The sequence below is a fragment of the Paenibacillus sp. NPDC058071 genome (genome assembly GCF_042885235.1).
Lineage (GTDB): Bacteria > Bacillota > Bacilli > Paenibacillales > Paenibacillaceae > Pristimantibacillus.
Genome location: NZ_JBHVSK010000028.1, coordinates 12,829 through 37,256 on the forward strand (window position 1 = coordinate 12,829; position 24,428 = coordinate 37,256).

At 43.2% G+C, this 24,428-nt stretch carries 21 protein-coding genes and 1 pseudogene; 13 read left to right on the forward strand and 9 right to left on the reverse strand.

Annotation, left to right across the window (positions count from 1 at the left end; genetic code table 11):
* Positions 1-4: 4 nt before the first annotated feature.
* From bioB to ACFVTB_RS27100, 4 genes are all read right to left on the reverse strand, one after another.
* Positions 5-1,012: a biotin synthase BioB gene (gene bioB, locus ACFVTB_RS27085; protein ID WP_387756426.1), complete on the reverse strand. Its 1,008-nt coding sequence runs from the start codon at positions 1,010-1,012 to the stop codon at positions 5-7.
* The gene (bioD, locus tag ACFVTB_RS27090) at positions 999-1,739 is read right to left on the reverse strand and encodes a dethiobiotin synthase (protein ID WP_387756428.1); all 741 of its coding nucleotides are present in this window, start codon (positions 1,737-1,739) and stop codon (positions 999-1,001) included. Before bioD ends, bioB begins: the two co-directional genes overlap by 14 nt.
* The gene (gene bioA / locus ACFVTB_RS27095) at positions 1,736-3,100 is read right to left on the reverse strand and encodes an adenosylmethionine--8-amino-7-oxononanoate transaminase (protein WP_387756463.1); all 1,365 of its coding nucleotides are present in this window, start codon (positions 3,098-3,100) and stop codon (positions 1,736-1,738) included. Before bioA ends, bioD begins: the two co-directional genes overlap by 4 nt.
* Positions 3,101-3,297: 197 nt before the next feature.
* On the reverse strand, positions 3,298-4,230 hold the full coding sequence (locus ACFVTB_RS27100; RefSeq protein ID WP_387756430.1) for a zinc-binding dehydrogenase: 933 nt from the start codon (positions 4,228-4,230) through the stop codon (positions 3,298-3,300).
* 116 nt (positions 4,231-4,346) lie between these two features.
* Here ACFVTB_RS27100 and ACFVTB_RS27105 point away from each other — a divergent pair, with 116 nt between their 5' ends.
* Positions 4,347-5,252, forward strand: a complete 906-nt coding sequence (locus ACFVTB_RS27105) for an MmyB family transcriptional regulator (protein ID WP_387756432.1) — start codon at positions 4,347-4,349, stop codon at positions 5,250-5,252.
* A 118-nt stretch (positions 5,253-5,370) separates the two neighbouring features.
* On the opposite strand, the gene ACFVTB_RS27110 is transcribed toward ACFVTB_RS27105, so the two are convergent.
* Positions 5,371-6,258, reverse strand: a complete 888-nt coding sequence (locus ACFVTB_RS27110) for a DMT family transporter (protein WP_387756434.1) — start codon at positions 6,256-6,258, stop codon at positions 5,371-5,373.
* 143 nt (positions 6,259-6,401) lie between these two features.
* Between ACFVTB_RS27110 and ACFVTB_RS27115 the strand changes: the two genes are divergently transcribed.
* On the forward strand, positions 6,402-7,286 hold the full coding sequence (locus ACFVTB_RS27115; protein WP_387756436.1) for a LysR family transcriptional regulator: 885 nt from the start codon (positions 6,402-6,404) through the stop codon (positions 7,284-7,286).
* Positions 7,287-7,823: 537 nt separating this feature from the next.
* A complete protein-coding gene (locus ACFVTB_RS27120) occupies positions 7,824-12,080 on the forward strand; it encodes an S-layer homology domain-containing protein (RefSeq protein WP_387756465.1) in 4,257 nt (1,418 codons plus the stop codon).
* 89 nt (positions 12,081-12,169) lie between these two features.
* On the opposite strand, the gene ACFVTB_RS27125 is transcribed toward ACFVTB_RS27120, so the two are convergent.
* Positions 12,170-12,445, reverse strand: a complete 276-nt coding sequence (locus ACFVTB_RS27125; RefSeq protein WP_387756438.1) for a hypothetical protein — start codon at positions 12,443-12,445, stop codon at positions 12,170-12,172.
* Positions 12,446-12,723: 278 nt separating this feature from the next.
* Between ACFVTB_RS27125 and ACFVTB_RS27130 the strand changes: the two genes are divergently transcribed.
* From ACFVTB_RS27130 to ACFVTB_RS27160, 7 genes and pseudogenes are all read left to right on the forward strand, one after another.
* On the forward strand, positions 12,724-12,855 hold the full coding sequence (locus ACFVTB_RS27130; RefSeq protein ID WP_387756467.1) for a heavy metal-binding domain-containing protein: 132 nt from the start codon (positions 12,724-12,726) through the stop codon (positions 12,853-12,855).
* Between the two features lie 220 nt (positions 12,856-13,075).
* Positions 13,076-13,888 carry a CPBP family intramembrane glutamic endopeptidase gene (locus ACFVTB_RS27135; protein WP_387756440.1) on the forward strand — a complete coding sequence of 271 codons (813 nt, stop codon included), beginning with the start codon at positions 13,076-13,078 and terminating at the stop codon, positions 13,886-13,888.
* 538 nt (positions 13,889-14,426) lie between these two features.
* Positions 14,427-14,741 carry an iron chelate uptake ABC transporter family permease subunit gene (locus ACFVTB_RS27140; RefSeq protein WP_387756442.1) on the forward strand — a complete coding sequence of 105 codons (315 nt, stop codon included), beginning with the start codon at positions 14,427-14,429 and terminating at the stop codon, positions 14,739-14,741.
* Positions 14,728-14,847, forward strand: coding sequence for an iron chelate uptake ABC transporter family permease subunit (locus ACFVTB_RS27145; protein WP_387756444.1), 120 nt, complete (start codon positions 14,728-14,730; stop codon positions 14,845-14,847). Before ACFVTB_RS27140 ends, ACFVTB_RS27145 begins: the two co-directional genes overlap by 14 nt.
* A 9-nt stretch (positions 14,848-14,856) precedes the next feature.
* Complete coding sequence (locus ACFVTB_RS27150; protein WP_387756446.1) at positions 14,857-14,982, forward strand: hypothetical protein; 126 nt, start codon at positions 14,857-14,859, stop codon at positions 14,980-14,982.
* Positions 14,960-15,142, forward strand: a pseudogene (locus ACFVTB_RS27155) (ATP-binding cassette domain-containing protein); the annotation flags it as partial. The gene ACFVTB_RS27150 and the pseudogene ACFVTB_RS27155, both read left to right, overlap by 23 nt.
* 223 nt (positions 15,143-15,365) lie before the next feature.
* Positions 15,366-17,045 (forward strand): ABC transporter ATP-binding protein, encoded by a 1,680-nt coding sequence (locus ACFVTB_RS27160; protein WP_387756448.1) that lies wholly within the window; start codon positions 15,366-15,368, stop codon positions 17,043-17,045.
* A gap of 436 nt (positions 17,046-17,481) precedes the next feature.
* Here ACFVTB_RS27160 and ACFVTB_RS27165 read toward each other — a convergent pair whose 3' ends face one another.
* From ACFVTB_RS27165 to ACFVTB_RS27175, 3 genes are read right to left on the reverse strand one after another with little or no spacing between them, the layout of a single operon-like run.
* Complete coding sequence (locus tag ACFVTB_RS27165) at positions 17,482-17,865, reverse strand: hypothetical protein (RefSeq protein WP_387756450.1); 384 nt, start codon at positions 17,863-17,865, stop codon at positions 17,482-17,484.
* Between the two features lie 16 nt (positions 17,866-17,881).
* Positions 17,882-18,748: a MobP3 family relaxase gene (mobP3, locus tag ACFVTB_RS27170; RefSeq protein WP_387756452.1), complete on the reverse strand. Its 867-nt coding sequence runs from the start codon at positions 18,746-18,748 to the stop codon at positions 17,882-17,884.
* Positions 18,729-19,316, reverse strand: a complete 588-nt coding sequence (locus tag ACFVTB_RS27175) for a hypothetical protein (RefSeq protein ID WP_387756453.1) — start codon at positions 19,314-19,316, stop codon at positions 18,729-18,731. Before ACFVTB_RS27175 ends, mobP3 begins: the two co-directional genes overlap by 20 nt.
* Before the next feature lie 342 nt (positions 19,317-19,658).
* Here ACFVTB_RS27175 and ACFVTB_RS27180 point away from each other — a divergent pair, with 342 nt between their 5' ends.
* The 3 genes from ACFVTB_RS27180 to ACFVTB_RS27190 are packed head-to-tail and all read left to right on the forward strand — an operon-like array spanning position 19,659 to position 24,148.
* Complete coding sequence (locus tag ACFVTB_RS27180; protein WP_387756455.1) at positions 19,659-21,620, forward strand: ATP-dependent nuclease; 1,962 nt, start codon at positions 19,659-19,661, stop codon at positions 21,618-21,620.
* Entirely contained in the window at positions 21,613-23,604 is a 1,992-nt protein-coding gene (locus ACFVTB_RS27185) for a UvrD-helicase domain-containing protein (RefSeq protein WP_387756457.1), read from the forward strand. The genes ACFVTB_RS27180 and ACFVTB_RS27185 overlap by 8 nt, the downstream gene beginning before the upstream one ends.
* Before the next feature lie 28 nt (positions 23,605-23,632).
* Entirely contained in the window at positions 23,633-24,148 is a 516-nt protein-coding gene (locus tag ACFVTB_RS27190) for a hypothetical protein (RefSeq protein ID WP_387756459.1), read from the forward strand.
* Positions 24,149-24,428: the final 280 nt, after the last annotated feature.

The following is a 24,428-nucleotide window of genomic DNA, read 5'->3' on the forward strand; positions in this document are numbered from 1 at the left end:
CACCTCACAACGCGTTTAACTCAATTTCAAACCCCAGATCTTCAATGATTTGATGATCAGTCGATATCTCTTGACCTGATGTGGTTAAATAATCGCCGACGAAAAGTGAGTTTGCTGCGTACAGAGAAAGGGGCTGTAGGGTACGCAGGTTAACTTCGCGCCCGCCTGCCACACGAATCTCTTTGGATGGACAGATGAACCGGAACAGCGCCAATACCTTTAAAGCTTTCATGGCCGGCGTGCGACCTGCGTTCTCAAGCGGAGTTCCCGGAATCGCATTAAGGAAGTTAATTGGAATGGAATCGGCATCCAGCTCTCGTAGGGCAAAAGCCATTTCCACAATTTCTTGATTTGTCTCGCCCATCCCGATAATGACGCCGGAGCAGGGGGACATGCCGCTCGCCTTTACCTGTTCGACGGTTTCTACGCGCTGATCATAGGTATGTGTTGTCGTAATAGACGGGTAATTGGCTTTACTTGTGTTTAAGTTATGGTTGTAGCGGTGGACACCTGCTTCAGCGAGCCGTCTCGCTTGATCGTCCTTTAAAATTCCAAGGCAGGCGCAAATTTTGAGCGGCATCGTTTCACGGATTTCTTTGACAGCGGACACCACTTGATCTAGTTCTTTCGCTGTAGGACCTTTCCCCGAAGCAACGATGCAATAGGTGCCTGCCTTACGGGACATGGCTTCACGTGCGCCTGCTAGAAGGGTGTCTTTGTCAAGCAGAGTGTATTTTTTGACAGGTGCTGTCGATACAATGGATTGCGAGCAGTACCCGCAGTCTTCGGGACAAAGTCCGCTTTTAGCGTTAATGATCATGTTCAGTTTTACTTTTTTGCCGTAAAAATGCTTTCTAACTTGAAAAGCGGCTTGCATTAACGGAAGAATGTGATCATGATCGGCTTCAAGAACTTTTAGTCCTTCTTCCAGCGTTAAACATTGCCCACTTAGTGCTTTGTCTGCAAGCGACTGCCACGAAAAATCATCTTCTATCGTTTTAATGATGTTCATCCCCTATAAATGAATTTGAGATTGCTTGCTTGATAGGCTGTAGGTCAATCGATTTTTGAACGGTATGAATGATCGTCTCCGTACTTGCTTTTTCCGGCAAGCGGGGAAACCGGCCAATGACTTTTAAATTGCCATAGCGTTCGATGAGTTCTGCGTTCTCAGCAATGCTGGGATCATCATCCAAGCTCTGAAGATCACCGTCGTTCATAATTACACCAACAATCGGGATCTCATATTGACGTAAAAAGGATGCCGTTAAAAGCGTATGATTAATGGTGCCGAGGCCGGCACGCGCTATGATGAGAGTCGGTATGCGAAGCTCCGAAATGAGGTCAATTACGAGCGCATCATCGGTTAAAGGGACTGCAACCCCGCCAGCGCCTTCAACGAGCAGCGTATCGTAACGATTCATAAGCGGTTCCCCGGATTCAAGAATCCCTTTCAGTGTAAGGTTAACACCGGCATGTTTGGCAGCTAGATAAGGGGTGAGGGGGGCTTTAAAGGTAAAAGGAGCCACAGCCCTTGGAAGCTCATTTATCTCTGCGATTCGAAGCAAGCGCTCAGCATCAGTTGCTCCAGAACCAATCGATGCGCCAGATTGCACGGGCTTCCAGACTCCCGTATTCAGTCCTTCAGCTCGAAGCGCAGTAGCAAGGGCAGCTGTTACCATTGTTTTGCCTACGCCGGTGTCCGTGCCGGTAATAAATAATCCGCGAAATTTACTCATGCAGAAGTCCCGCCCTCAGTAACATCAATAATGGATTCTATCAAAATATCGACCATTGCATTTAACTCTTCTTCTGTGCTGGCAAGAGGGGGGATGAAAACAACAACATTGCCTAGCGGCCTTGTAAGCATGCCTAGCTCTCTAGCACGCATCGTTGCTCGAACGCCGATTCGATCGACCCAATCGTATGGTTCGCGTGATTCCTTGTTGCGTACGAGTTCAATCCCGATCATCAGTCCTTGTTGCCGTATTTCCCCGACATGCTTCCGTTCCTTAAGTACTTCAAGCTTACGCTCAACAAAAGCGGCCTTACTTTTTACGCCTTCGAGCAGGTCACGCTCTTCAAATAATTTGAGACTAGCCAATGCGACTGCACAGCCAAGCGGGTTGCCTGTGAAGGAATGGCCGTGGAAAAAGGTTTTCTGTTCCTCATAATCAGCATAGAACGCATCGTACACTTCATCGGTCGCAAGCGTTGCGGCGACGGGCAAGTAGCCCCCAGTCAACCCTTTGCCGATGACCATCAAATCAGGCGAAACCTCTTCTAGATCGCAAGCAAACATCGCGCCTGTCCGCCCAAAGCCGGTCGCCACCTCGTCTGCGATAAGAAGCACGTTATGTTGGCGGCAAAGGTTTGCCATCTCGCGTAAACAGCCAGGCGGCATGACAATGATCCCGCTGGCTCCTTGCACGATAGGCTCCACAATAAGTGCAGCGATCTCATCCCCGTGACTCTCAAGCAAAGACCGCAGTGCGGTTAATGTAGCTTCTTTTGCAGCCTCGGCTCCGCCTTTGTGACGATAAGCATAAGGATAGGGAATAACGTGTGAAGGGAACAGCATGGGCCTGAATACGTCATGGTACAGCGGTATCGCTCCAACGCTAACCGCGCCAATCGTATCTCCGTGGTAAGCTTGATTCATCGTAATAAATGATTTTTTCGTCTGATGTCCTCTGTTACGCCAATATTGGAATGCCATTTTGATCGCAATCTCAACGCCGGTTGCCCCTGAATCCGAGTAAAATACTTTGTTCAGGCCATTCGGCGCTATCTTCACTAGCTTTTCTGCAAGCTCGATGGCAGGCACGTTTGCCATGCCTAGCAATGTTGAGTGAGCGACTCGCCCTAATTGCTCGGTAATAGCTTGGTTTAGCTCTGGCACGTTATGTCCATGTACATTAAGCCAGACAGAAGAAAAGCCGTCATAATAAGCTCGCCCCTGAACGTCGAACAGCTTGACGCCTTCGCCTCGTTCAATAATTAGAGGATCAGTGCTGTTGTAGTCTTTCATCTGCGTAAAGGGATTCCATAGATATGCCTTGTTCAAAGCAGCGAGATGTTCAAAATGCGTTGTCAAAATTTATCACCATCCAATGATACTTTAATTGTTAACCTACGAACATAATTTTAGGTTAACAATTAATAGTGAACAGTGTATCAAACGATGAGGATGAAGTAAAGAGATTTCAGAGTTATAGAAAAAGGATCGAATAGCCTATTAAATAAGCTGTTCGATCCTTTTTAAACTTTGAATCATGGGGTAAAGGAGGGGGGGGGTTAGATCGTAAGTACTGCTTTACCTATAAACTGGCGATCTATTAATTGATGTGCGACTTCGTCAATTTCTTCCCATGATTTCTGCACTTGGATTATGGTTTGTAATTTCCCTTCAGCAACCAAACGTGCAAGCAAAGCAAGGTCTGGCGCGGGTTCGTGGCGGTTAAACTCTTCGCCTAGAAAAAAGCTATACAGTGTTCTTCCGCCCAAGCCGAGAATATTCAAAGTTGTGCTTTCCGATGAGGAATGACCCAGTGACACGCAGATGCCTTGGGGGATTAACTGAGGGAAGAGAGCGGCGAGCGTATCCCCGCCTACAGAATCAATAATAAAGTCGTAAGGTCCATTAGCGGAAATGGCTTTTGTCACGTCATCTCCGACAAGAACTTCATTTGCCCCAAAAGCTCTAACTTGCTCCGCCTTTGACTCGGAGCGGGCAACGCCGATCGTGTAAGCACCCGACAAGGCGGCCAATTGATGAACAAATAATCCAACTCCCCCGGTTGAACCTGTGATCAGCACTCGCTTGCCGAGCAGCAATCCTCCTTTGCGTAGAGCGTATAGAGCCGACAGACCAGCGACAGGCAATGAAGCGGCTTGTTCAAAGGTAATCCCGTCGGGAATTTCAGCTAGAGTGGCGGCAGGAGCCGCTATTTCTTCTGCCCATGCCCCTTTTGTGAGCGATAAACCGACCACGCGACTTCCCTTCTTAGGTCCTACACCGCTTACTGCTTCTTGCAGCACAATACCGGAAAAGTCCCAGCCGGGCCTACTGTTCTCCTGAAGCTTAATCGCTTCGCTAACTTCGCCGCGATTAAGCGAGAAAGCTTTTACCTGTACAATAGCCTCCCAAGGTTGTGCTTTCGGTGCTTCGACTTCTTGGATTGAAAATGATTTCTTATTGTGTGGATCGACAATAACGGCACGAATCATGAATAATTCCCTCCCGTTTCGTTAGTTGGTTTATGTTATGTCATGTAGTATACTCGTACCAAAATAACCGTTCCAAGTGCAAAACTACACCTAATTTTTTGAAAGGAGTGAGCACAGTGACGAGAGCAAATCAACATATACGCGCCGTAGAATTAATGCGTGTCTTAGATAGGATTGAACGGCTTCGAATCCAGCGACAGCAAGACCACTTAAGGGTTTCTTCCCAATCCATAAAGCGATTTACCCAACAGGAACTCAATGATGAGGTTTGTGGAACTTACAAAAATTTGTTGATGGGGCGTTCCGGGCGATTGCCTGAACGTCAGACCTTGCTCAACATCGCTGATTATTTGGAATGTACAAGCGAAGAGAGAAACGATCTTCTTTTATCCGCGGGCTATGTGCCAATTCCACAGCCTCTAGCCGATCAGCAATTAGAACGGGTTCTCGATCAAGCTAGGTCGATGATGCATCAGCTGCCTTATCCGGCGATGATCGTAACCGAGATGCTGGATATTGTTGATTCTAATGAGGCTTTTCGGGAACTGTTTGACTTAACTGATTCCTCGTTGGCAGCCAAGAAGTTCAATAAAATCGATCTTCATTTTAACGCGGAATTGCCTATCCGCTATCGTTCTTCCTATGATGAGCAATCTCGGGCGAGGTGGGAGTCGCATGCGATTCACGGCATCCAGACCTTCAAGAACAACCATCCAGCTTTATTTGTAGACTCTAAGTATGAGTGGTTTCATGTCATGATAGAGAAGTATGTGGATATTCGCAATTTCTGGAATAGAGGAGCATTGACTGCAGAGCAGGATTTGGAGGCAGCGAAATATTTTCTTGCACGACAACCGTCTTCAACTGAATTGAGGCCAATACGCTACAAGCAGCTACACCTTGCGGTGACCGAACAAGCTTATCCACGAATCGAATTCTTTGTGCCTGCTGATGAATCTGCAAGATGCGTGTTTGCTGCATTGGGTTGTGCTGTTGATGGTTCATTAAGAATCTCACAATAAAGGCCCGCATCATGTTGGCGGAATGGCTGCTTCTGCGGGGAAGAGTCCATACAAGGAGGAAGCTCAGCATCCCTATTATCAGTTCTACGGGTATTCGCCGTTAAAGTCGCTGCCACTCTCACTCTAAGGTTCTTATTCTCCGTTTCTTCTCTCCGCCTACTTCACTTATCCATATAGAGCCCAGTAGCAAGACAGCGCCGAAAATCTGCTGTAAAGTCATCCGTTCTCCCACAACCAGAACTGAAATGATGAGTGAAGTTAAGGGATCGATATAACTTAATACAGCGATGCTTTGGCCTTTAAGCCCTTTCATTCCGGCAAAGAAAAGATAAAATCCAATTCCGCCATGAACGAAACCCAATATCAGCATTAAAATAACTGTATCCTTGGTGAATGAAACGAAATTGAAGCCGTCCGTAAACAGAACAATGGGGGACAGCATCAAAACCGACAGGCCAAGCTGCAAAAGCGTATTCGCCAGTCCGTCCAGATCCCGAATAAATTTGTTAACCAGTGTTAGAACGGCATAAAAACCAGCTGCAATTAATCCATAACCAATGCCTAGTATATGATGGTGCCCGCTCGTTTCCATCCGGCCGTTTTGTAAAATGAAGAACAAGCCCAGCAGAGCAATACCGATACAAACCGTTTTTTTGGGAGATAGCTTTTCTTTCAAAATGAGAGGTGAAAGTATAATAACCAACACGGGTGCAAAATAATAGCTCAATGCCGCATTTGCAATCGTTGTTTCTTTATATGCCTGAAACAGAAAAATCCAGTTGCCGCTTAATGCAATACTCGCAATAAATAGAGAGGCAGCATTTCTCTTTATAGTAGTCCAAGATACTTTCTGTCTCGTCCCTACGAAGATGACAAGCAGAAAGAGAGCGCCGATCAAGCTCAAGAACAACGCAATTTTACTTGAAGACATATCGATATATTTTGCAAACACACCAACTGCGCCGAAGATGACCATCGACAAGATAAAATAAATTTTTTCCCTCACTTGTTACTCCTGCCTTCTACTAATATGATGTTAAGATCAGTTTGAATACTATTGCGTAGTGTATCATTTCACTTGTTATTACAAAAGCGAATGTTTATCATAATAAAGATGAAAAAAACAGATAGTTGAAGGTGGACTTTGGCATGGATAAGAATATCCAGAAATATTTAGCATTAATCAAAACAGTAGAGTATGGGAGCTTTACAAAAGCGGCAGAGGCATTAAACTATTCGCAATCGGGCATCAGCAGAATGATTAATGATTTAGAAGTAGAATGGAGGATAGCTCTTCTTGAGCGTGGACGATCCGGGGTTCGTCTGACTTCTGAGGGGCTTAAAGTACTTCCATTTGCCCAAAATGTATGTAATGAATATCAGAAATTGCAAATGCAAATTGACGAATTACACGGGCTCGAGTCAGGCCTAATTCGGATCGGGACATTTTCAAGTGTAGCTACCCATTGGCTTCCAAATATAATCAAAGTATTTCAAAAAAAGTATCCGAACATTGATTATGAGCTATTGCTTGGTGACTATACAGAAATCGAAAATTGGATTTTGGAAGGGCGAGTGGATTGCGGGTTTCTTCGGCTGCCTACGCCAACCAATCTGGATACAATTTTTTTGGAAGAGGACAAGCTGCTTGTGATTCTGCCGGAAAATCACCCGCTTGCCGATTGTGATCGTTTTCCTCTCAAAGCATTAGGGGAAGAGCCGTTTATGCTCTTGGAGAAAGGCGCTAAGGCTGAGATATCGGGAATATTTGAGCAATATAATATTACTCCAAAGGTACAGTTTAAGACATTGGACGACTATGCCATTATGTCGATGGTAGAGAGCGGTTTAGGCATTAGTATTCTACCTGAGCTTATTCTGAAGCGCACTCCTTACCAAATTGTAGTAAAAGAACTCGAAATACCGGCTCACCGCAAGATTGGCTTAGCTATGAAGGATAAGGAATCCTTGCCACTTGCGGTCAAGCGATTTCTAGATTATCTGCAATACAGAAGCATCTCAGAGATGAGCTGATAATAAAAAATGGCCCCAAACTGAAATTGCCATTACATCGTTTCTCCAGAATCCCTTTGTCCCTCCACTTTTTCTCCGTTTCCGTCAAGCACTGATTTTATGTTGAAATAACCTTGTACCACTGGTGGAAGGTTATTTGACGTGTCCAGCTATAGTGTCATTATACTAAGCTCTCTTTCAACCATAATCTTGCTCATTCATTTACTCCCTTTAGCGGATACCACACAATAAGAGTTGTTATGACAAGAGGTTTTAGAAATAAATATGCAGGCCTATGCGGGGCACTGTAAGTAATAGGTTGTAATTTTTCTACAAAAATAATTTCAAAAATAATTAAAAGAAAATCTAGTTTCTTTTTATATAATTATCTTATTTCATCTAATAAAAACAACGAAATTCATAATAAAGTGAATATTTCATTATAAAAAACTAAACATTGCATTAACATTCGGATAACAAACGATTGCTAAATTGTAGCAGTATCTTTGATCTAATTGATCATTATCATTGAAAACTGGGAGGATTATTGTGGAGAAGATGATGGACAAACGAAAGAAGACTTGGCACAGGTATATGATCATCGGCCTGACAATAGGAATGCTGTTGTCAATGAATATCACAACGATGATTCCGCAGAAGGCTTATGCGGAGAGCAAGCTGGATCCAGCAGCATTTCCAATTGGCGGTGGGGATACGGTCATGCTGGCTGTCTTGCCCGATACGCAAATGTACTCGCGTTACAATGGAAAAATTTTTGATGCACAGACCGAATGGATCGTTAATAACAGCGACAAGGAAAATATCGATTTTACCGTTCAGCTTGGTGATATCGTAGATATTGAATCCGAGGATTACCAATGGGAAAATGCGGTTCATGCTTTGGATAAACTGCATAATGCCATGCTGCCCTACAGTTATTTAGCTGGAAACCATGATATCGACGAGAATAAATATGACAATGAACGTTCCGGCAACGATAATTTTATGAAATATGTTTCTCCGGCTCGCCGTATGGCGAAAAGCCCCGGTTACGGCGGCGTGGATCCGACAGGATATTCATCTTATTATACATTTGATGCTTCGGGGCGAACGTTTACCGTACTGGCTCTGGACTGGCGCACATCGGATGCAACTTTGCAGTGGGCTCAGAGCGTTATCGACAAATATCCGGATAATCCGGTAATCCTGACGACTCATGAATTTCTTGGCGTAGAATCCGACGAGACCACTCCTGAGATGAGCGCGAATGGCCAGAATATATGGGACAAGCTGATTAACAACAATGATCAGGTTTTCCTGACATTAAACGGACATATCCACGGCGCTACGCACATGGTGAAGCAAAATGCCCACGGCAAGGATGTGCTGATGATCTTGTATGACGCCCAAGGCTATTATGCTGGCGGAGACGGGTTCATGCGCCAAATGGCATTGGATTTTTCTAATAATGCAATCTATACGAAAACATTCTCCCCTTGGGTTATCAATTATTTGCCTCCGAGCAAACGAACACAATATGATGTGGAGCGGATGACTGACGCAAAAAATCAGTTCGTTGTTCCATTTGATCTGAGTGGCCGCTTCCCGAAGAAAACCCCTTATACGGTGGATGGGGTACTGGCACATTGGAAATTTGAGGATCCGAAGGATGGTATGAACAATGTGAAGGATGTATCCAATCACGGCAATGATCTGACTCGTGTCGATACTGCCGGGGTAGATAACCCTTCCATTTATACTCAATGGTCTTCAGAGCATGCGCCGCTGTCCCTCAGCAACGGCAGCATTGAAATGCATCACTCCACTGCTGGAGACATTAAATCAACCTACTTTAAAACTGCGAATGGTGCGCCTATCAATGCTGAAACGTTTCAAGATGGCTACACCTTTGAAGCGTTTATTAAAATAAATAAAGATTTCACACAAAGTAAAAACGGGTGGATGACTCTTCTTAGACGCCCGAAAGGTAATGACGGAACGGAGTACTATCCGGGACAATGGCCTACAGATAGTGTTGTCAAGCTGGCGGTATCTAACCTGAAAGAGTTCCAATGGGAAACCTACGATACTTACCCGGGACGTGACTGGTATCTGACGGCGTGGTCCGGTGAGAACAAGTTGGACGAATGGATTCATGTAGCTGCTGTCAATGACGGGAAAACGACAGACTTGTATGTGAATGGCGCCCATCAGGCCAGAAATGTTAAAGACGATGATTACCCGCCAACAGGTATCCAAACCGCCAAGCAGGATGGGGAGTATACTCCGTTTTACGTAGGTAATCCTTACAACAGCTTTAACGGATGGATCGGCGAGATCAGAATTACCGATCATGCCCTGAGCAAGAACGAGTTTTTGCTTAATTCAAACAGTAAACCGGTGAGCGGAAATTTATCGCTGAAGACGAAGATCAACAAACCGCTGCAAGGAACACTGCTAGCTAAGGATGATGATGGGGACCCGCTGACTTATATCCTTGTGGATAGTCCTGCCAAGGGGGCAGTAAACATAAATGCCGATGGCACTTTCACTTATACCCCTGGAAGAAACCAGTTCGGAATGGATTCTTTTACGTACAAGACAAGTGACGGAAAGTCTGAATCAAATACAGCGACTGTCACCATATTGATTTCTCCAAACTTTGAACCAGTAGCACTGGAAAATACTTATCAAATCGGCTTGAATTCGACGCTGGACGGAGTATTAAGTGCATATGACGATAACGGTGATGAGATAACGTATGCTGTAGCTACTGCGCCAAGTAATGGCAAAGTGGTCATCACTGATGCGTTCACTGGGAAATTCCAATATGTGCCGGATGAGGGTTATGTCGGGAGGGATTCCTTCACTTTTGTCGCATCCGATGGCGAGCTCAATTCTCAAATGGCTACAATAAACCTCATTGTAACGATGCCGGTGACGGTAAGCGATGTTACGATTACACCGAACACAGTCACTGTAGAAAAAAACAGTGTATATACCTTGAGCGCGGCGGTAATGGGAAAGAACAATCCTTCGCAATCCGTGGTATGGAGCGTGCATGGTAATACGAACGAAGGTACGGCCATTAGCAGCACAGGCGAATTGTTTATCGCACCGAATGAGATGGCGGATGAGCTTACGGTGACAGCGGTATCCAGTGCCGATCCTACAAAGCAGGGTACAGCGACAGTTACGGTGTCAAGTACACCGCAGCCTCCTGCAGCGGTGTCTGATGTTTCAGTAACGCCAAATACGGCCACTGTATTCAAAAGCACCACCTATTCATTCAGTGCGGCAGCTACAGGTACAAATAATCCTTCCCAGTCCGTAACTTGGGCTGTGTATGGCAATCAAAGTACGGGTACCCTCATCGATAGTTCGGGCGCTCTTGCAGTAGCAGCAAATGAAACAGCAACCACGCTGACTGTCCAGGCTACTTCGACAGTCGACCATACAACTTCCGGTACGGCAACTGTTACAGTGATAGATTCACTGGTGCCAGTACCGAGAGTAAACCTTGTTAATGTAAATCCGCCAGCTGCTATAGTGGCGCAAGGTAAAACGGAATCTTTCCGTGCGGTAGTTATTGGCAGCTACAATCCTGCACAGACAGTAACATGGAGCGTCGACGGTAACAACAGTGCAAATACTTCTATTAGCACCGATGGTGTCCTTGTGGTCGGTGCCGATGAAACGGCCAGCAATTTGACGATTACCGCTACCTCGACAGTAGACCGTACGAAGTCAGGCACAGCACTCGTCACGGTGAGTCGAACGAATACAGGTAATGACGGGAACGGCGGCGGTGGGAACAACGGTGGGGGCGGCGGTACGACTCCTTCACAGCCTGACAACAAAACGATTACGCCTTCGATCGGGGGAACAGTCAACCTCGGCAACAATGTTACTCTAACCATGCCTGCAGGAGCATTGAAAGGCAGTGCAAATGTAAAAGTAGCGATAAACAGCGTGGCTTTGCCACCTGCTGCTCCAGAGGGATATTCCATTATCGGAGCTTATGGATTCACGGTGGATTCCCAAAATCACTACACGTTTAACATTCCGGTTACCTTGACATTCCATGTTGATCCGACCAAGGTGGCACAAGGCACCAACCCGGCCGTATATTACTATGACGGGACGAAGTGGGTCTTTGTGGACGGTACTATGGATTCGACTAAAAATACGATCACAGTCAAGGTGGACAATATCGCCCAATACGCCTTGATGACGAAAAATAGTCAGCAGTCAACGCCACCAACTGAGACTCCGGCTCCGGCGGTCAATTTGAATGACATAGCTGGCAACTGGGCAGAAAAGAACATTGAAAAGTTAGTCTCTATGGGCGCTATTAGCGGCTACTCTGATGGCAGCTTTAAGCCGAACAACACGATTACCCGAGCAGAGTATGTTTCCATCCTGGTACGTGCTTTCAATCTGACGCCTCAAGATGGAAAGGTCTTTGCAGATACTAAAGGTACATGGGCTCAAAAAGCCATTGCCACGGCATCCTATTACGGTATCGTGAATGGGACGGATAATGACAAATTCGGACCAAACGACCCGATTACCCGGGAACAGATGGCTCTCATGATAGTAAAAGCAGCCGAATTGAGCTTGGTCACCGAAAATATTGACTATACAGATAGCAACAGTATTTCCAAGTGGGCATACAGTGCGATGGTAACTGCTGTTAAAAACAACATTTTCAATGGATACCCTGACCATACTTTACGTCCTCAGGCTACTGCCACCAGGGCCGAGGCCGTTACAGTGATAGTGAATGTGCTTAATCAAAAGGTAGTGTCCTAATTAACAAAAACGGGGCTGCCAGAAGTCAGTTTTCACTGACTTTCTGGCAGCCTTATTTTCATGTACGTTCTCTATCACTTGAGGTCAGTCTAATGTTGTTCATACTCACTTCTACGCTGAGGATGCCAAGTAAATAGATGCATACGGGAGCTTTGGAAGAGGGTTTGTTTATAGCGATCCAATTTCGTTAGAGGCTCAAGCTGCTTCAGGTTCAGTTGTTGAACACGAAGCTGATCCGTGAGGGTCGATTCTCCCCAAGTTAGCGCGCCGTTCCAATCGATTTTAAGATCAGACAGCTCTAGCATTGTGACAATCGAAGGCTCATCGTCAACGATTGCCATTTTAATACTAGATAAAATTTTCATCTTTATAACCCTGGTCATCGCAGCATAATTACTTGAACAGAACCTAAACGGCAGCAGCAAAAATTTAACTGGTGTTCATCCATTTGTTTAGCTTCTGTTCAAATTGGGCTACTAGAATTGTAAATGAGGAAGCGATTCAAATATGTTCCTCGTCACCGCAGCTTCCGTTGGATTCCTGTATCATTCTCTGCTAATGAAGTGCTACTTTCTTTTCGCGTTAGTCAACTCAATGAGACTGTTGTTGCGCTTAATGGTTGAATAAAATTAGCACAGAGATTATGGCTGCTAGTGTCGGAAGAGATATTCTTGCTTCATTTACTAATCTTGTCGGCGGGTGTTCGAAAGCCTATGAAGCCAAGCTAAGAGAGGCAAGAGACGTAGTCTTTAGAGAAATGACACAGGAAGCTTAGCAAATGGGAGCCAATGCCATTATCGATGGTGATGTCAATTACGAATTTCTATCTAATCATTTTATCATTTCGCGAGAGGAGTTTATGTACAAATGAAAAAACTTAGCGGCATCATTGCTTAGTACAACATGATATCTCTAACTCTTAAAGTAGTCGATGTTAAAAGCTTAAAAAAACAAGAGAAAATGAAAGAAAATATTAATTTATAGTGGGAGTGTTTATGATGTCAATCAATAGGGACACGCTGCAAGAATCTTTGAATCCCGCCCTTCGAGTTCGTCCCCGAGTACGATGGGCTGTACTCGCATATTTCCTCTACAGCGCAGTTTTCTACGCGATCTTCGTGTTCAACGGCGTCGACTACACGCGAGTGGGCGAGAGTGAGCAGACCCTTCTGCTCTGGTATGTAGCACCGCTGTCCGGCGGTGCCCTGCTGACCGTCACAATGGTCACGCTCTACGGATGGTGGCGTCCCAGCCTGGTTGAAAGGCGGCGTCTTTCTCGATGGACGATGACTCTCCCGATCATCATGATGGTCATCGCGATCGTGAACATGCTGATCGGCGATTTCACTCGTTTCACGCCCCTCATGTGGCTGTATATCTTCGTCGGCAGCATCCTGGTCGGATTCAATGAGGAGATGATCAACCGAGGTCAGTTGATAGTCGCTCTGCGCAGCCGATTCGGCGAAACCGGGGTCTGGCTGGTCTCAACAGCGATGTTCGCAGTCTTCCACCTGCCGAACATCTTCCTGGGCATCGGGGCGGGTGCCTTGATCCAGATAATGATCGCTTTCGGCCTCGGTTCTATCTTCTATCTTGCCCGGCGGTCTACCGGATCGCTCGTGCCCGCCATGTTCCTGCACGGGCTCTGGGACTTTAGCATCTTCTCTACGAATGGCTCGTCGTCGTTTCCCATCGCAGGTGCACTAGCTCCGTTGTTAGCGATCGCTGCAGCGATCACGGTTCCGATCATCCTCCGCCGTGAAAAGCGACGCGATAGCGCCCAAAGCTTGTCACGACCAGTCGGCTGATTCATCCGTGCGGTTGAGGAGCGCGCTTTATCGTCTATCAGCCAACACGCCGGCAAGCAGTCCTGACTAGGTGCACTCGATCAGCAGGCTGGTAATGGCGGGGGGAGAGAGAAGAAAAGAAACGATAGAGCAAAGCTTCGCGGTTGCTAAACAGTCCCCTGCAAAGCAAAAGAGAAACCCCACGTTTATGATGGAGGACGTGGGGTTTCTCTACAGTCTAGAAGTTAGTAGGGCATGAACAACGAATTCATTCAACGGTTCATCAGATATTTTTATCTGGTGAGCTTTTTTTTACGTGATAAAAAGCATAACTGTCCGTTGCCTGCTCCCCAATGTCACTTAATGATGATATACTTACCTCATGAATTGTGATATTGATAATCAAAATCAATTCATGAGTGATAAATAAATTGGAGAAAAGTGAGAGTGGATAGATGCAGGAAGAAGCAGAAACAAGCCAGGTATTTACACCGGAGATGATCGATACGATGGCCGTATTTGGACAGGTTCGATCAGTACATTAATTGTGGGGCGATGATTGGCGCTATATATCTGTCCTAGCACCATGGGTCTTGATTTTACTCGGCTATATTTCTACAAGGCTCGCATGCTGAACACCCTCCATCTGGGCAATCAGACGGCAGAAGGGCTGGGGCTTTCTGTAAAGCGGCAGTTTTTAGGGTTGTCAATCGCTGCTGTTGCTATATCCTCTGGCAGTGTGGCCGTGGGTGGAAGCTTCTTCTTTGTAGGCTTGATCGCTCCGCATTTGGCAAGAAAACTGGTCGGTCCCGATCACAAATTGCTCGTTCCGGCTGCCAGCCTGGCCTGGGGAATTAGTCGTGGTGCTGGCTGATACGATTACGCGCACGGTTAGCCTGGTGGGAGATGTGCCGACGGGAATCGTTATTACAGTCATCAGTGTTCCGTATTTTCTTTATTTACTAGCGAAGGCCAAATAGGAGGACGCCATGGAAAGTATTACAGCGCAACAAATCGATATTGCCTATAATGACACGCTTATCGTAAAAGAACTGGATTTGCAGATTCCGCAGTGGACAGATTACCTCGATTATTGGTCCCAATGGATGCGGTAAATCAACCGTACTAAGGGCAGTCGGTAGGCTGCTTAAGACGAAGCATGGCACAGTTTATCTGAATGGTGCCGATATTCAAACACTGGCCACTAAGGAAGTGGCCAAACAGATGGCGATTCTGCCGCAGACGCCGACCGCACCGAGCGGTTTGACGGTCGGTCAATTGGTCACTTATGGACGTTTTCCTCATCAGCGGGGCTTCGGAAAGCTCTTCAAAGAGGATAAGCAAGTAGTCGCATGGGCCCTATCGGTTACGAGCTATTGCGTGATAAGCACAGAGAAAAAGGGGAGAATCAAGGATTCTCAAAAACTAAGGAACAGAGAGAGGCGATTGCCACATGAAAATAGCATGGCGTGTCCTACTGGGCGCACGGAAATATTGGTTGCAGTTAGGTATTGGATTTGCCGGTGTCGTGATGGCCACGATTGCCGGATTTTATTTGCCATGGGCGCTCCGCTCGTTGACACAATTAGCGACCGAAGGCAGCAGTCAGTTTGCCGCAGAAGCGCTGACGATTGGTTTGTTGCTGCTTGGAGCCACCTGTCTGCAAGCTATCGGAACATCATTGGCAGGCTATATGAATCATTATGCCGCACTTCACTATGTGGCTGATTTACGTACAAAATTGTATAGCAAATATCAGCAGATGAGTTTGCGCTATTTCCACCGCAGCCGGACGGGTGACTTGACCGGGCGCGTTGTGAATGATGCGATGGAAGCGGAGATTTTCATTGCCCATGTCATTCCTGACTTTATCATCAACGTACTGACCTTTATCGGAGTAGGCATCTTGCTCTTGACGATCAATGTGAAGCTGGCACTGATCAGTCTGATCACGATTCCGTTGCTGCTTGCGATCACGATATGGCAAAGCAAGCGGTTGTCGCCGCTGTGGGATGAGAATTCCAAGGCACGGGGAGAAGTCGCTGGCAAGGTGCAGGAAAACTTGTCGGGTATGAAGGAAATTCAAATTTTCAATCGGCAGGAGGAGGAGCGGGGCAACGTTTCTAGTCTGGCGATGAAGCATACGAAGACCTATTTGCGCGCCAGTCTGTTCTATGAAACCTCTGTGCCGTTGTTGGCATTTGTGACCGCGCTGGGTACCGTGTTAGTCGTGATACTGGGCGGCAGATTGATCGCAACTAACGAGGTAAGCATTGCTGATATCGTCGGATTCATCGCCTACCTGGGTATGTTTTATCAACCGGTAAAGTCCTTTTCCGGTTTGGTGGAAATGGCCGGGCGAGCCGCTGCTGGCCTTAAACGGGTATATGATGTGCTGGAAGAAGAGGAAGACGTACAGGAGAAGCGAAACGCAGTCAGTTTGCCACGTGTACAAGGACAGATTTCCTTTCAACATGTCACATTCGCTTATCAAGATGGTACGCCTGTACTAGAAAGACTGAACCTAACTATTGAACCTGGAAAGACGGTGGCGCTTGTAGGCACAACCGGCGTAGGGAAGACGACATTGGCTAGTCTCGTTAACCGATTCTACGACCCGCTAGCCGGTTCGATTCGAGTGGATGGCATCGATATTCGTGATGTGACGCTCTCCAGCCTGCGTGACAATATCTCGATGGTGCTGCAGGATACCTTCCTGTTTGATGGCTCGGTGTATGACAATATCGCTTATGGATGGAAGGATACGACCCAGAAAGATGTGATAGCCGCAGCGAAAGCGGCTAAAGCGCATGATTTTATAGCACAGATGGAGCAAGGCTACGATACGGTGATTGGTGAACGCGGTGTGCGTCTGTCCGGAGGGCAGAAACAGCGGCTCTCGATAGCACGGGCGATTCTGCGCAATGCACCGATCCTCATTCTGGATGAAGCGACATCGGCGCTTGATACCAAGACCGAGCAAGAAATCCAGCAGGCGCTGGACGAAATATCCAAGGAACGCACCACACTGGTGATTGCTCATCGGCTATCGACGATCCGTCATGCCGATCAGATCGTCGTACTGGATGGCACAGAGATTGCCGAGATGGGTACGCATGAGGAATTGCTGCGTAGCGGCGGCATTTATGCGCGATTGTATGCAACTCAAGCCTCTTGAACGTAAGCAATGTAAATATGACTAAATAGGTCGAAATCGAACAGCAGTTTTTTTCCTTCATTAGATAAGAAGAAAACTAGATTGCAGGTTATTTTCCGAGTTCTATCCGTCATCTAAAAATGGCTTCTTTTCAATTATTGATACGAACCCTTACGGGGGCTTGGGAAAAACATAAAAACCCGCAAAAACCTTGATTTACAAGGGTTTTGCGGGTTTTTAATGTCTTCTTGGCCTTATCTTCCGAATAGCATGTGCGACTCAAAATCGAGAGGGAAACCGTGGAGGTTCGAGTCCTCTCGCCGGTATTATGTAAATTGGAAAAAGGTTCATTAGATATTATATCTAATGAACCTTTTTTATGTGATTTTATTTGTAAATACATCGAAGTGCTCCTTTCGATTTGAATATTCACAATGTTTCTGAGGTAATAAATAATTTATTCACAGACTTGCGAACAGAATGTTGAGTATCTTTCTAAACCACGGTCTTTATGCTTCAGCATCCATTCCTTCTTGGCTTGTATGGATAGCTCACCACCCATCACGCTCATTTTGTCATCCACATCCATTCGGGTACGCATCGAAAGTCCTTCCATCATAGTCAGCAACTCAACCAGTAATTGTTCAGTCAGTGCATATTGACGTTCTGCTTGTCGGATAGCTGTACCATTCTCTTGCTCCTGCTTGATAATTGTGCGAATTGTAGAGAGGATACGATTTGCAATGCGCTTTTCAGCCTCTGATTGGTAGTTGTTTCTCAGCGTCTCCAAGCGATCTGGGTCCGAGGTATAGAGGCTAGCAAGTTCCAGTTTGGCTTCCAAGTAATCTTTGACCAGTTCAGCCAGATAACGATTTTCGCGGATGAATTTTTTGGACTAACCCATCAAGATGTGATTTGGCTTCCTGTGGCAACAATTGATAAGCTAATCTGCCGGTTTTGGGTAGTTGATGGCGTAGTTTAAATAATTGATTGGCTAAATTCTTTACAGAGGATTTTTCGATAAGATGATGCTTGGGGAAACGAAGAAGGGAATCTTCGTCTTCATGCTCAAAACGATGCTGGAAAGACCGAAATGATTTAGGATTCAGCTGCTTGAGGTAAACTTCAAAATCGTTCAAGATGTGATCCGTTACTTCTGTGATGCCAGATTTGGATTTGTCACGAAGTGCGCAAAATTGCTGGATTTTATAAGCGAAGGTGTCTTTGATAAGCTGCTTGCGAATGCGGTTAGGAATTTCGGGGTGTGTAAAGTTCTTCATAATGGTTTGCGACTTGTCCCAGAACACGACATGAAGATGAGGATGGTCGCGCTCATTATGGAAAGCGGCTGTCCAGCAGAGATTTTCAATCTTAATCTGGTTTTGGGAGGATAGCGTGGAAATATGCTCTTCAATAAACTGCTGCCAATCGGTGAACTCAGATAGGCCAAGCTCAAGTGCTGTCTCAGTCCGAAGAGATATGACACTACGATACATGTTTTTGCCTTCTCGTGAAATTTGGCGGGCAGTACGCGCCACTTCTTGCCAGGAATCAAATACTTGCAAAGAGCCAGGCTCCAGCTTTCCAAACAATCCATGACTTTTGTCAGGGTTTTTAACAGCACCGGGGCGAGTGGCAATGTAACCAATATGCGCATAGTTGCTGACAGCCGTTTTAGGATGATTTGGATGAAAAAAGCGTTGCTTATAAATCAGTGCTGACATCAGTTTCACCTACACGTAGCCGTTCCAGATTTTGATCGAAGGCATCGCTAGAGAGGAACAACTTCTCTGCATCGCTTAATTTCATCTGGGTGTACTCAACAGCCAGTTGCCTAGCTTTTCGCTCAATTTCTCGAAAGGTTGTATAACGATGCGTGTCAATGAGATCAGCAATAATCGCAATCGTAGAATAATACGCCGCGGCAGATATGATGAGATCCTTGCTAGCGAGCCCGGCTAACCGGTTGCTTAGGCCATTGATTGCAATACTGATTTCTTGACGGATAATTGCTGTGATAAAGTCGATTTCTGCGGTGTAAGCTTCGACGGACATCCCCTTCTGAATAAAGGCGCGTACCACATCAGCCATACTCAGATGCTTTGAAGCAGCATACTTCTTGAGCGCTTCATACTGCGACTTGGGCAGTTTGACGGTAATCTGTTCAGTCTTTTCTCTATTTGCCAGTGGCATCTCCTTCCTTAGAACAGCGTTTATTAGCGACATTCGATTATCGGAATAAATTCTAAAAAATGTCGGTGAAAGCTCTGCTTTCACGTTGTTTTTTTGCAAAATGACATTTTGCTATTCCTGCCTTTACACCACTCCCAAGAGTCCAAAGGGCGGGCCTCTTGGAGAGTGGAAGAGCAGAATGCTTATCCCGTGAATGAGATAAGAGAACTTCATGTTGATCCACTCCTTTGTAGATAAATAACAAAGAGCCATATTCATTCAGAACATGGCATACGATTGGTAGCTAAGAAAGTGTGTATATTTTGATGAGTCCTAGAGGATTTTGTCAAAAAAGTGGAGGATTTGGCAGGACTTTCGAATCATTCTATAGAATGATTTTACTAGACAAATAGATTAGGAAGGCTTTGAGAAACACACAAAAGTTTGTTGGGAGGGAATCAAATGTATATATCTACTCTGAAAATAACTGGATACAAGAATTCTAGAGAAAAGTCTATGTTGATGCTGAATAAGGGACTTAATGTCTTAGTAGGTGAAAATGGATCAGGAAAAACTACAATCATTAATGCTCTAAGACTAGCCCTAAAGGAGCATGAATTTTCATATATGAACATTAGCGAGGATGATTTTTATAGGTCATTGGATAAAAAGTATTTAGCTCCTGAAATGAGAATTGATCTAACGTTTGATTCTCTGAGCCCAGACGAAAAAGTTACATTTCTAACATGGTGCGATGCAGAATTCAAAGCACAATTGCATTTGGAAGTAAGTTCAAATCCTAATAGAAAAGGTTACTATAAAAAAGATGTCTGGGGTGGATCTTCTAAATCAAGTGCTTTTGAGGAGGAAACATTTGATTGCATAGACTGTATTTATCTACCTCCACTTCGTGATGCTGAGGAGAAACTTGTTAATGGAAAAAAATCAAGACTAGCTCAGTTATTAAGAAAGCAATATGGCGATGAAAAGGACGAGTTAGTAAAAAGCGTAGAAGATTTTAATAAGCAAATTACGAATAATGTTGAAAGTAAATATAACCAGATAGAAGTAGCTAAATCTAATATTAATATGAAACTTGAAGAGACTTTAGGGCAACGTTTTGGACAAACCATTAATCTACAATTTTCGGAGTCTACTTTTAACAAAATTGTTGAGAGCATAAAGATGGTTTTTTTTCCGGGTATTAAGCAAAAAGATCCTGAGAAGTTTAGGGATATAGCGACTAACAGCTTAGGATACAATAATTTGTTATACATAGCTACGGTGTTTGCTGAATTAGAATTATTAAAAGAGAATAACATGATGACTGTTTTACTTATTGAAGAGCCTGAAGCACACTTACATCCCCAATTACAAATAAAATTTATAAAGCATCTTGAAGAAATTACGGAAAAGAGTGAGAATTTACAAGTTATTGTAACTACACATTCGCCAGTTCTTGCATCATCTATTGATATCGATCGTTTAATTCATGTTACACAACAAGAAGGGAAGATTGACACGATTTCAGTGAAAAATATTGATCTGGGTAATAGTAGAAGGTATATAAATCGCTGGATGGATGTAACGAAGTCTACTTTGTTATTTTCTAAAGGAGTTATACTTGTAGAGGGAATTAGTGAGGCTATGATTATCCCTTCTTTTGCTAAAATTGTTTTGGCAAAATACAATAAGAATGCTTTAAGTAGTGCAAAGTCTATGTTACCTAATTCATTGGAAGAAGCCGGTATCTCTACAATTAATATAAGCGGGATTAATTTTAAACATTTCCTAAAATTGTTTGCTAATTGTGATTCTTCTGTTGGAGAAGAACATTTACCTATTTATTGTTCTGGAATAACAGATAATGATCCACCAAAAGAAGAAATTATCGTTGATGACAAGGACGGAAAGTCAGTAACTAAAAAAGTTGAAGTATATCCCAAAAGAAGCGATACCCCATTAGGTGAGAACAGCGCAATAACCTTGATATCTGAAATTGAGTCAAGTAAGTGGGGAAGATTATTTGTTTCACCACTTAAAACATTTGAATATGACTTGCTCATGGAAGGAAATATTTCTGTAATGGCTAAAGTTCTTCAGAATGCCTGGCCCTCTGATAAAGGGAGTGTGAGTAGTACGTGTAAGGTCATAGTTGATAGTAAAGATGAGTATGCAGATGATAATGCCCAAGTTGAGGATGCTAAATATATTTTTGAACATATTGAGAGTAAAGAATTGGGCAAAGGAATTTATGCACAAGAGTTAACGTATTATCTTGAAACAGAGATGAGAAATATTGAAAATAACAATGATCTTGAAGATTTAGATAAGTTAATTAAAATAAGTGATCTTTTTAAAGTTCCAAATTACATTAGTAGAGCAATTCTCTGGTCTTGTGGAGGAGTCGAAATAGATGAATAAAAAAGATATGGAGCAAATGATTTTTAAATCATTAACTAGTAAACAGTCATCTGATACATATTATTCATTTATTTCTTGTAAAGTTGTAGAGAAAACCAAGCAGCAGCTAGAGTATGTGCTTTCACCTATTAATGAAAATATTTTTCTTGAGGCATGTGCAGGTAGTGGGAAAACAGAGGTTGTTGGTATGAAAACTGCTTACGAAATTAGTCGGTGGAGTGGAAAAAACAATGGTTTAGCTGTACTTACTTTTACCAATGAAGCCACCGATACAATAACCCAGCGTGTAGAACAGTTTACGGGAGCTTCTTCATTGTACCCTCACTACATAGGAACGCTAACTGGCTTTATACATGGTATGATTTCTCAGAAATTCGGATATAAATTTTTTAATCATAAATTGAAAGATATTGACACGACATATAAGTTAATTGATAAAGATATTGAGATATTCAACAACCATTGGTTAAGTAACTATGTCTTGCCGATTCCACGAGTAATTAGTAATAATAAGCAAATGAAGATTTTTGCCAATCAGGTATATTTCAATCCTCAAATTAAAGATTTTATTATTCGATTATCAGAAAATTCTCAAATAAGTTTGACGAATTATTATAATTCTGATAAATTCCAAGAATTTGTAATAAATCTTAGAAAGGAAAAAGGGAAGGATTGGCTTTTTCAACTCGATTATTATAAGGACGAGATTAAAAAAAGTAAATCTAAATTTTTGAAAGACGGATTTGCAAATTTTGAAGATATGAACTACATGGCATACTGGGTTCTAATGAAAAGCCCTGAAATATCCAAATTGATAGCAAGTAAATATCCAGTGATATTTATAGATGAGTGTCAGGATCTTTCTTGGATCGAGATAAATATACTTGATAGTATTGCGAAATGTGGTTCTTATTTGCATTTTATAGGTGATCTTAATCAAGCTATTTATGAATTTAAGAATGCTGATCCGACATACACAAAAGAATTTATTTCCACGTTTCAAAACTATAAATTAACTGATAATTTTAGAAGCTGCCATCGAATAGTTGAAAGCGTTAATAGTATTCTTAATATAGGATCAGATATTAAGGGTCGTTCAGAAGATAAATTACTTGATGATAGCGTATGTTATCTAGAATACGAGGAGTTAGAATCATTAAGGGAGCGCTACTCGAATTATTTGAAACAGGCTAATATACCAATCGATAAAGCAGCAGTTTTAGTCCGTCAACAAACTTTAAAATGGGCTCTTGAATCATTTAACAATGGAAGTAAACATTTATTAATTGATGCTATTCAGTATTGGATTGATAATAAGCCTTCATCGCAATTGAATGCATTAGATTTAGCGGGTAGATACCTCCAAAAGCACTTTGGTGGATCAAAAACTAAACAAAACTTTTATTGTCCCGCTGATGTCGACTCTGTTTTTAGTTGGAGAATTTTTATTAAAGATTTTCTAGATGAATGTTGTAAATATCCAGAACTATTAAATATCACTAATCGACTATATAAAGATTGGTATGCCGCTTTTAACTCAATCTCTAGTGATATTTTTCGTAGTTCATATACTTCATTGAGAGAGTATGATAGTAAGGAACGTGACTTTCTTAATTTGACTCCTTACCGCACCCCCTCAGGAACTGCGAATACACTTATTTCTTGTGCTTATTCCAATGACAATAAGGTGTTACCTTCAGTTCATACGATTCATTCTGTTAAAGGAAGAGATTTTGACAGTGTGATGGTTGTGTCAAGTCAAAGTAATGGAAGCGGTTATTGGAAACAATGGATTGAAAGTGGCGGTGAACCCAAGAGAATCGGTTATGTCGCAAATACGAGGCCTAAATACTCTTTATTATGGGCAGTTCCAGGATTAAAGGATAAGGATCGAAGCAAGATAGAATCATTTGGATTTAAGCGGATTGACTTTAAGGATGATAAAGAAGTGATTAATAGAAATGAGGAACTGGTGGGAAAGTAAGTCATTAGAATAAGGGGTGAAAGACTCAATGTACGAGCGTGATGAAAGTGTGAAAATAGAAATAGAAGAAGTAGAAACAAATTTTGAGACAATTTATAATAATACGTATTTTCCAAAAGAATATTCGGATGAAATTCAAAAAGCAAATGCTCTTATTATTCCTTATGATAAAGATTTCCGAGACCACAGTAGTCCTTTATTTCCAGAAAAAACATTAGAGTTTTATCATTATATGAAGGAAGCCTCAACTAAGACAGATGTAGTGCTAGATATTTGTGTTTCAGATGAGAACTTTCAAGAACTTGAACTTCATGCGGACCTAATTACACTACCCACAATTATTCTTTCAAGTATTGTGTTTCCAATTGTTACTGGATTAATAACGAATTATTTGAGTGACAAAATAAAAAGAAGTCGTTCAGAAACAAGGGTGAAAATTGAACTAATTATTGAGTCAAAAGGTAAGTCGAAAAAGATATCATATGAAGGTGATCCAGATAAATTTGAATCAACGATAAGAGCTATTAAACGTATAGATAAGTAGGTATTTAATATGAATATAAATAATATTAAAGAACACCTTAATAGTTTTCGAGGAGAAATTCTAGATCAAGAGATTTTAATTTTCTTGAATATATTAAAAGAGAAAGTGGTATCACAAAACAATCAGATAATTGCTAAAGAGATTTGGTGTTTAGAACAAATTTATAAAATTATTCATCACTACCTTGGATTGTCAACATTAAATTAGACAGCTTTTTTAAGGGCTACATGGCGATACTGGACAGGTGTCATGTACCCCAGTGATCCATGAATTCGATGCT

Excerpts from the sequence above, each read along its gene's own strand:
- ACFVTB_RS27190 (WP_387756459.1), top strand. The coding sequence starts at position 23,633 with ATGTACGAGCGTGATGAAAGTGTGAAAATAGAAATAGAAGAAGTAGAA.
- ACFVTB_RS27130 (WP_387756467.1), top strand. The coding sequence starts at position 12,724 with ATGGCTGCTAGTGTCGGAAGAGATATTCTTGCTTCATTTACTAATCTT.
- ACFVTB_RS27100 (WP_387756430.1), bottom strand. The coding sequence starts at position 4,230 with ATGATTCGTGCCGTTATTGTCGATCCACACAATAAGAAATCATTTTCA.
- bioD (WP_387756428.1), bottom strand. The coding sequence starts at position 1,739 with ATGAGTAAATTTCGCGGATTATTTATTACCGGCACGGACACCGGCGTA.
- ACFVTB_RS27125 (WP_387756438.1), bottom strand. The coding sequence starts at position 12,445 with ATGAAAATTTTATCTAGTATTAAAATGGCAATCGTTGACGATGAGCCT.
- ACFVTB_RS27185 (WP_387756457.1), top strand. The coding sequence starts at position 21,613 with ATGAATAAAAAAGATATGGAGCAAATGATTTTTAAATCATTAACTAGT.
- ACFVTB_RS27150 (WP_387756446.1), top strand. The coding sequence starts at position 14,857 with ATGGAAAGTATTACAGCGCAACAAATCGATATTGCCTATAATGACACG.
- ACFVTB_RS27180 (WP_387756455.1), top strand. The coding sequence starts at position 19,659 with ATGTATATATCTACTCTGAAAATAACTGGATACAAGAATTCTAGAGAA.
- ACFVTB_RS27115 (WP_387756436.1), top strand. The coding sequence starts at position 6,402 with ATGGATAAGAATATCCAGAAATATTTAGCATTAATCAAAACAGTAGAG.
- ACFVTB_RS27135 (WP_387756440.1), top strand. The coding sequence starts at position 13,076 with ATGATGTCAATCAATAGGGACACGCTGCAAGAATCTTTGAATCCCGCC.
- mobP3 (WP_387756452.1), bottom strand. The coding sequence starts at position 18,748 with ATGTCAGCACTGATTTATAAGCAACGCTTTTTTCATCCAAATCATCCT.
- ACFVTB_RS27120 (WP_387756465.1), top strand. The coding sequence starts at position 7,824 with ATGATGGACAAACGAAAGAAGACTTGGCACAGGTATATGATCATCGGC.
- bioB (WP_387756426.1), bottom strand. The coding sequence starts at position 1,012 with ATGAACATCATTAAAACGATAGAAGATGATTTTTCGTGGCAGTCGCTT.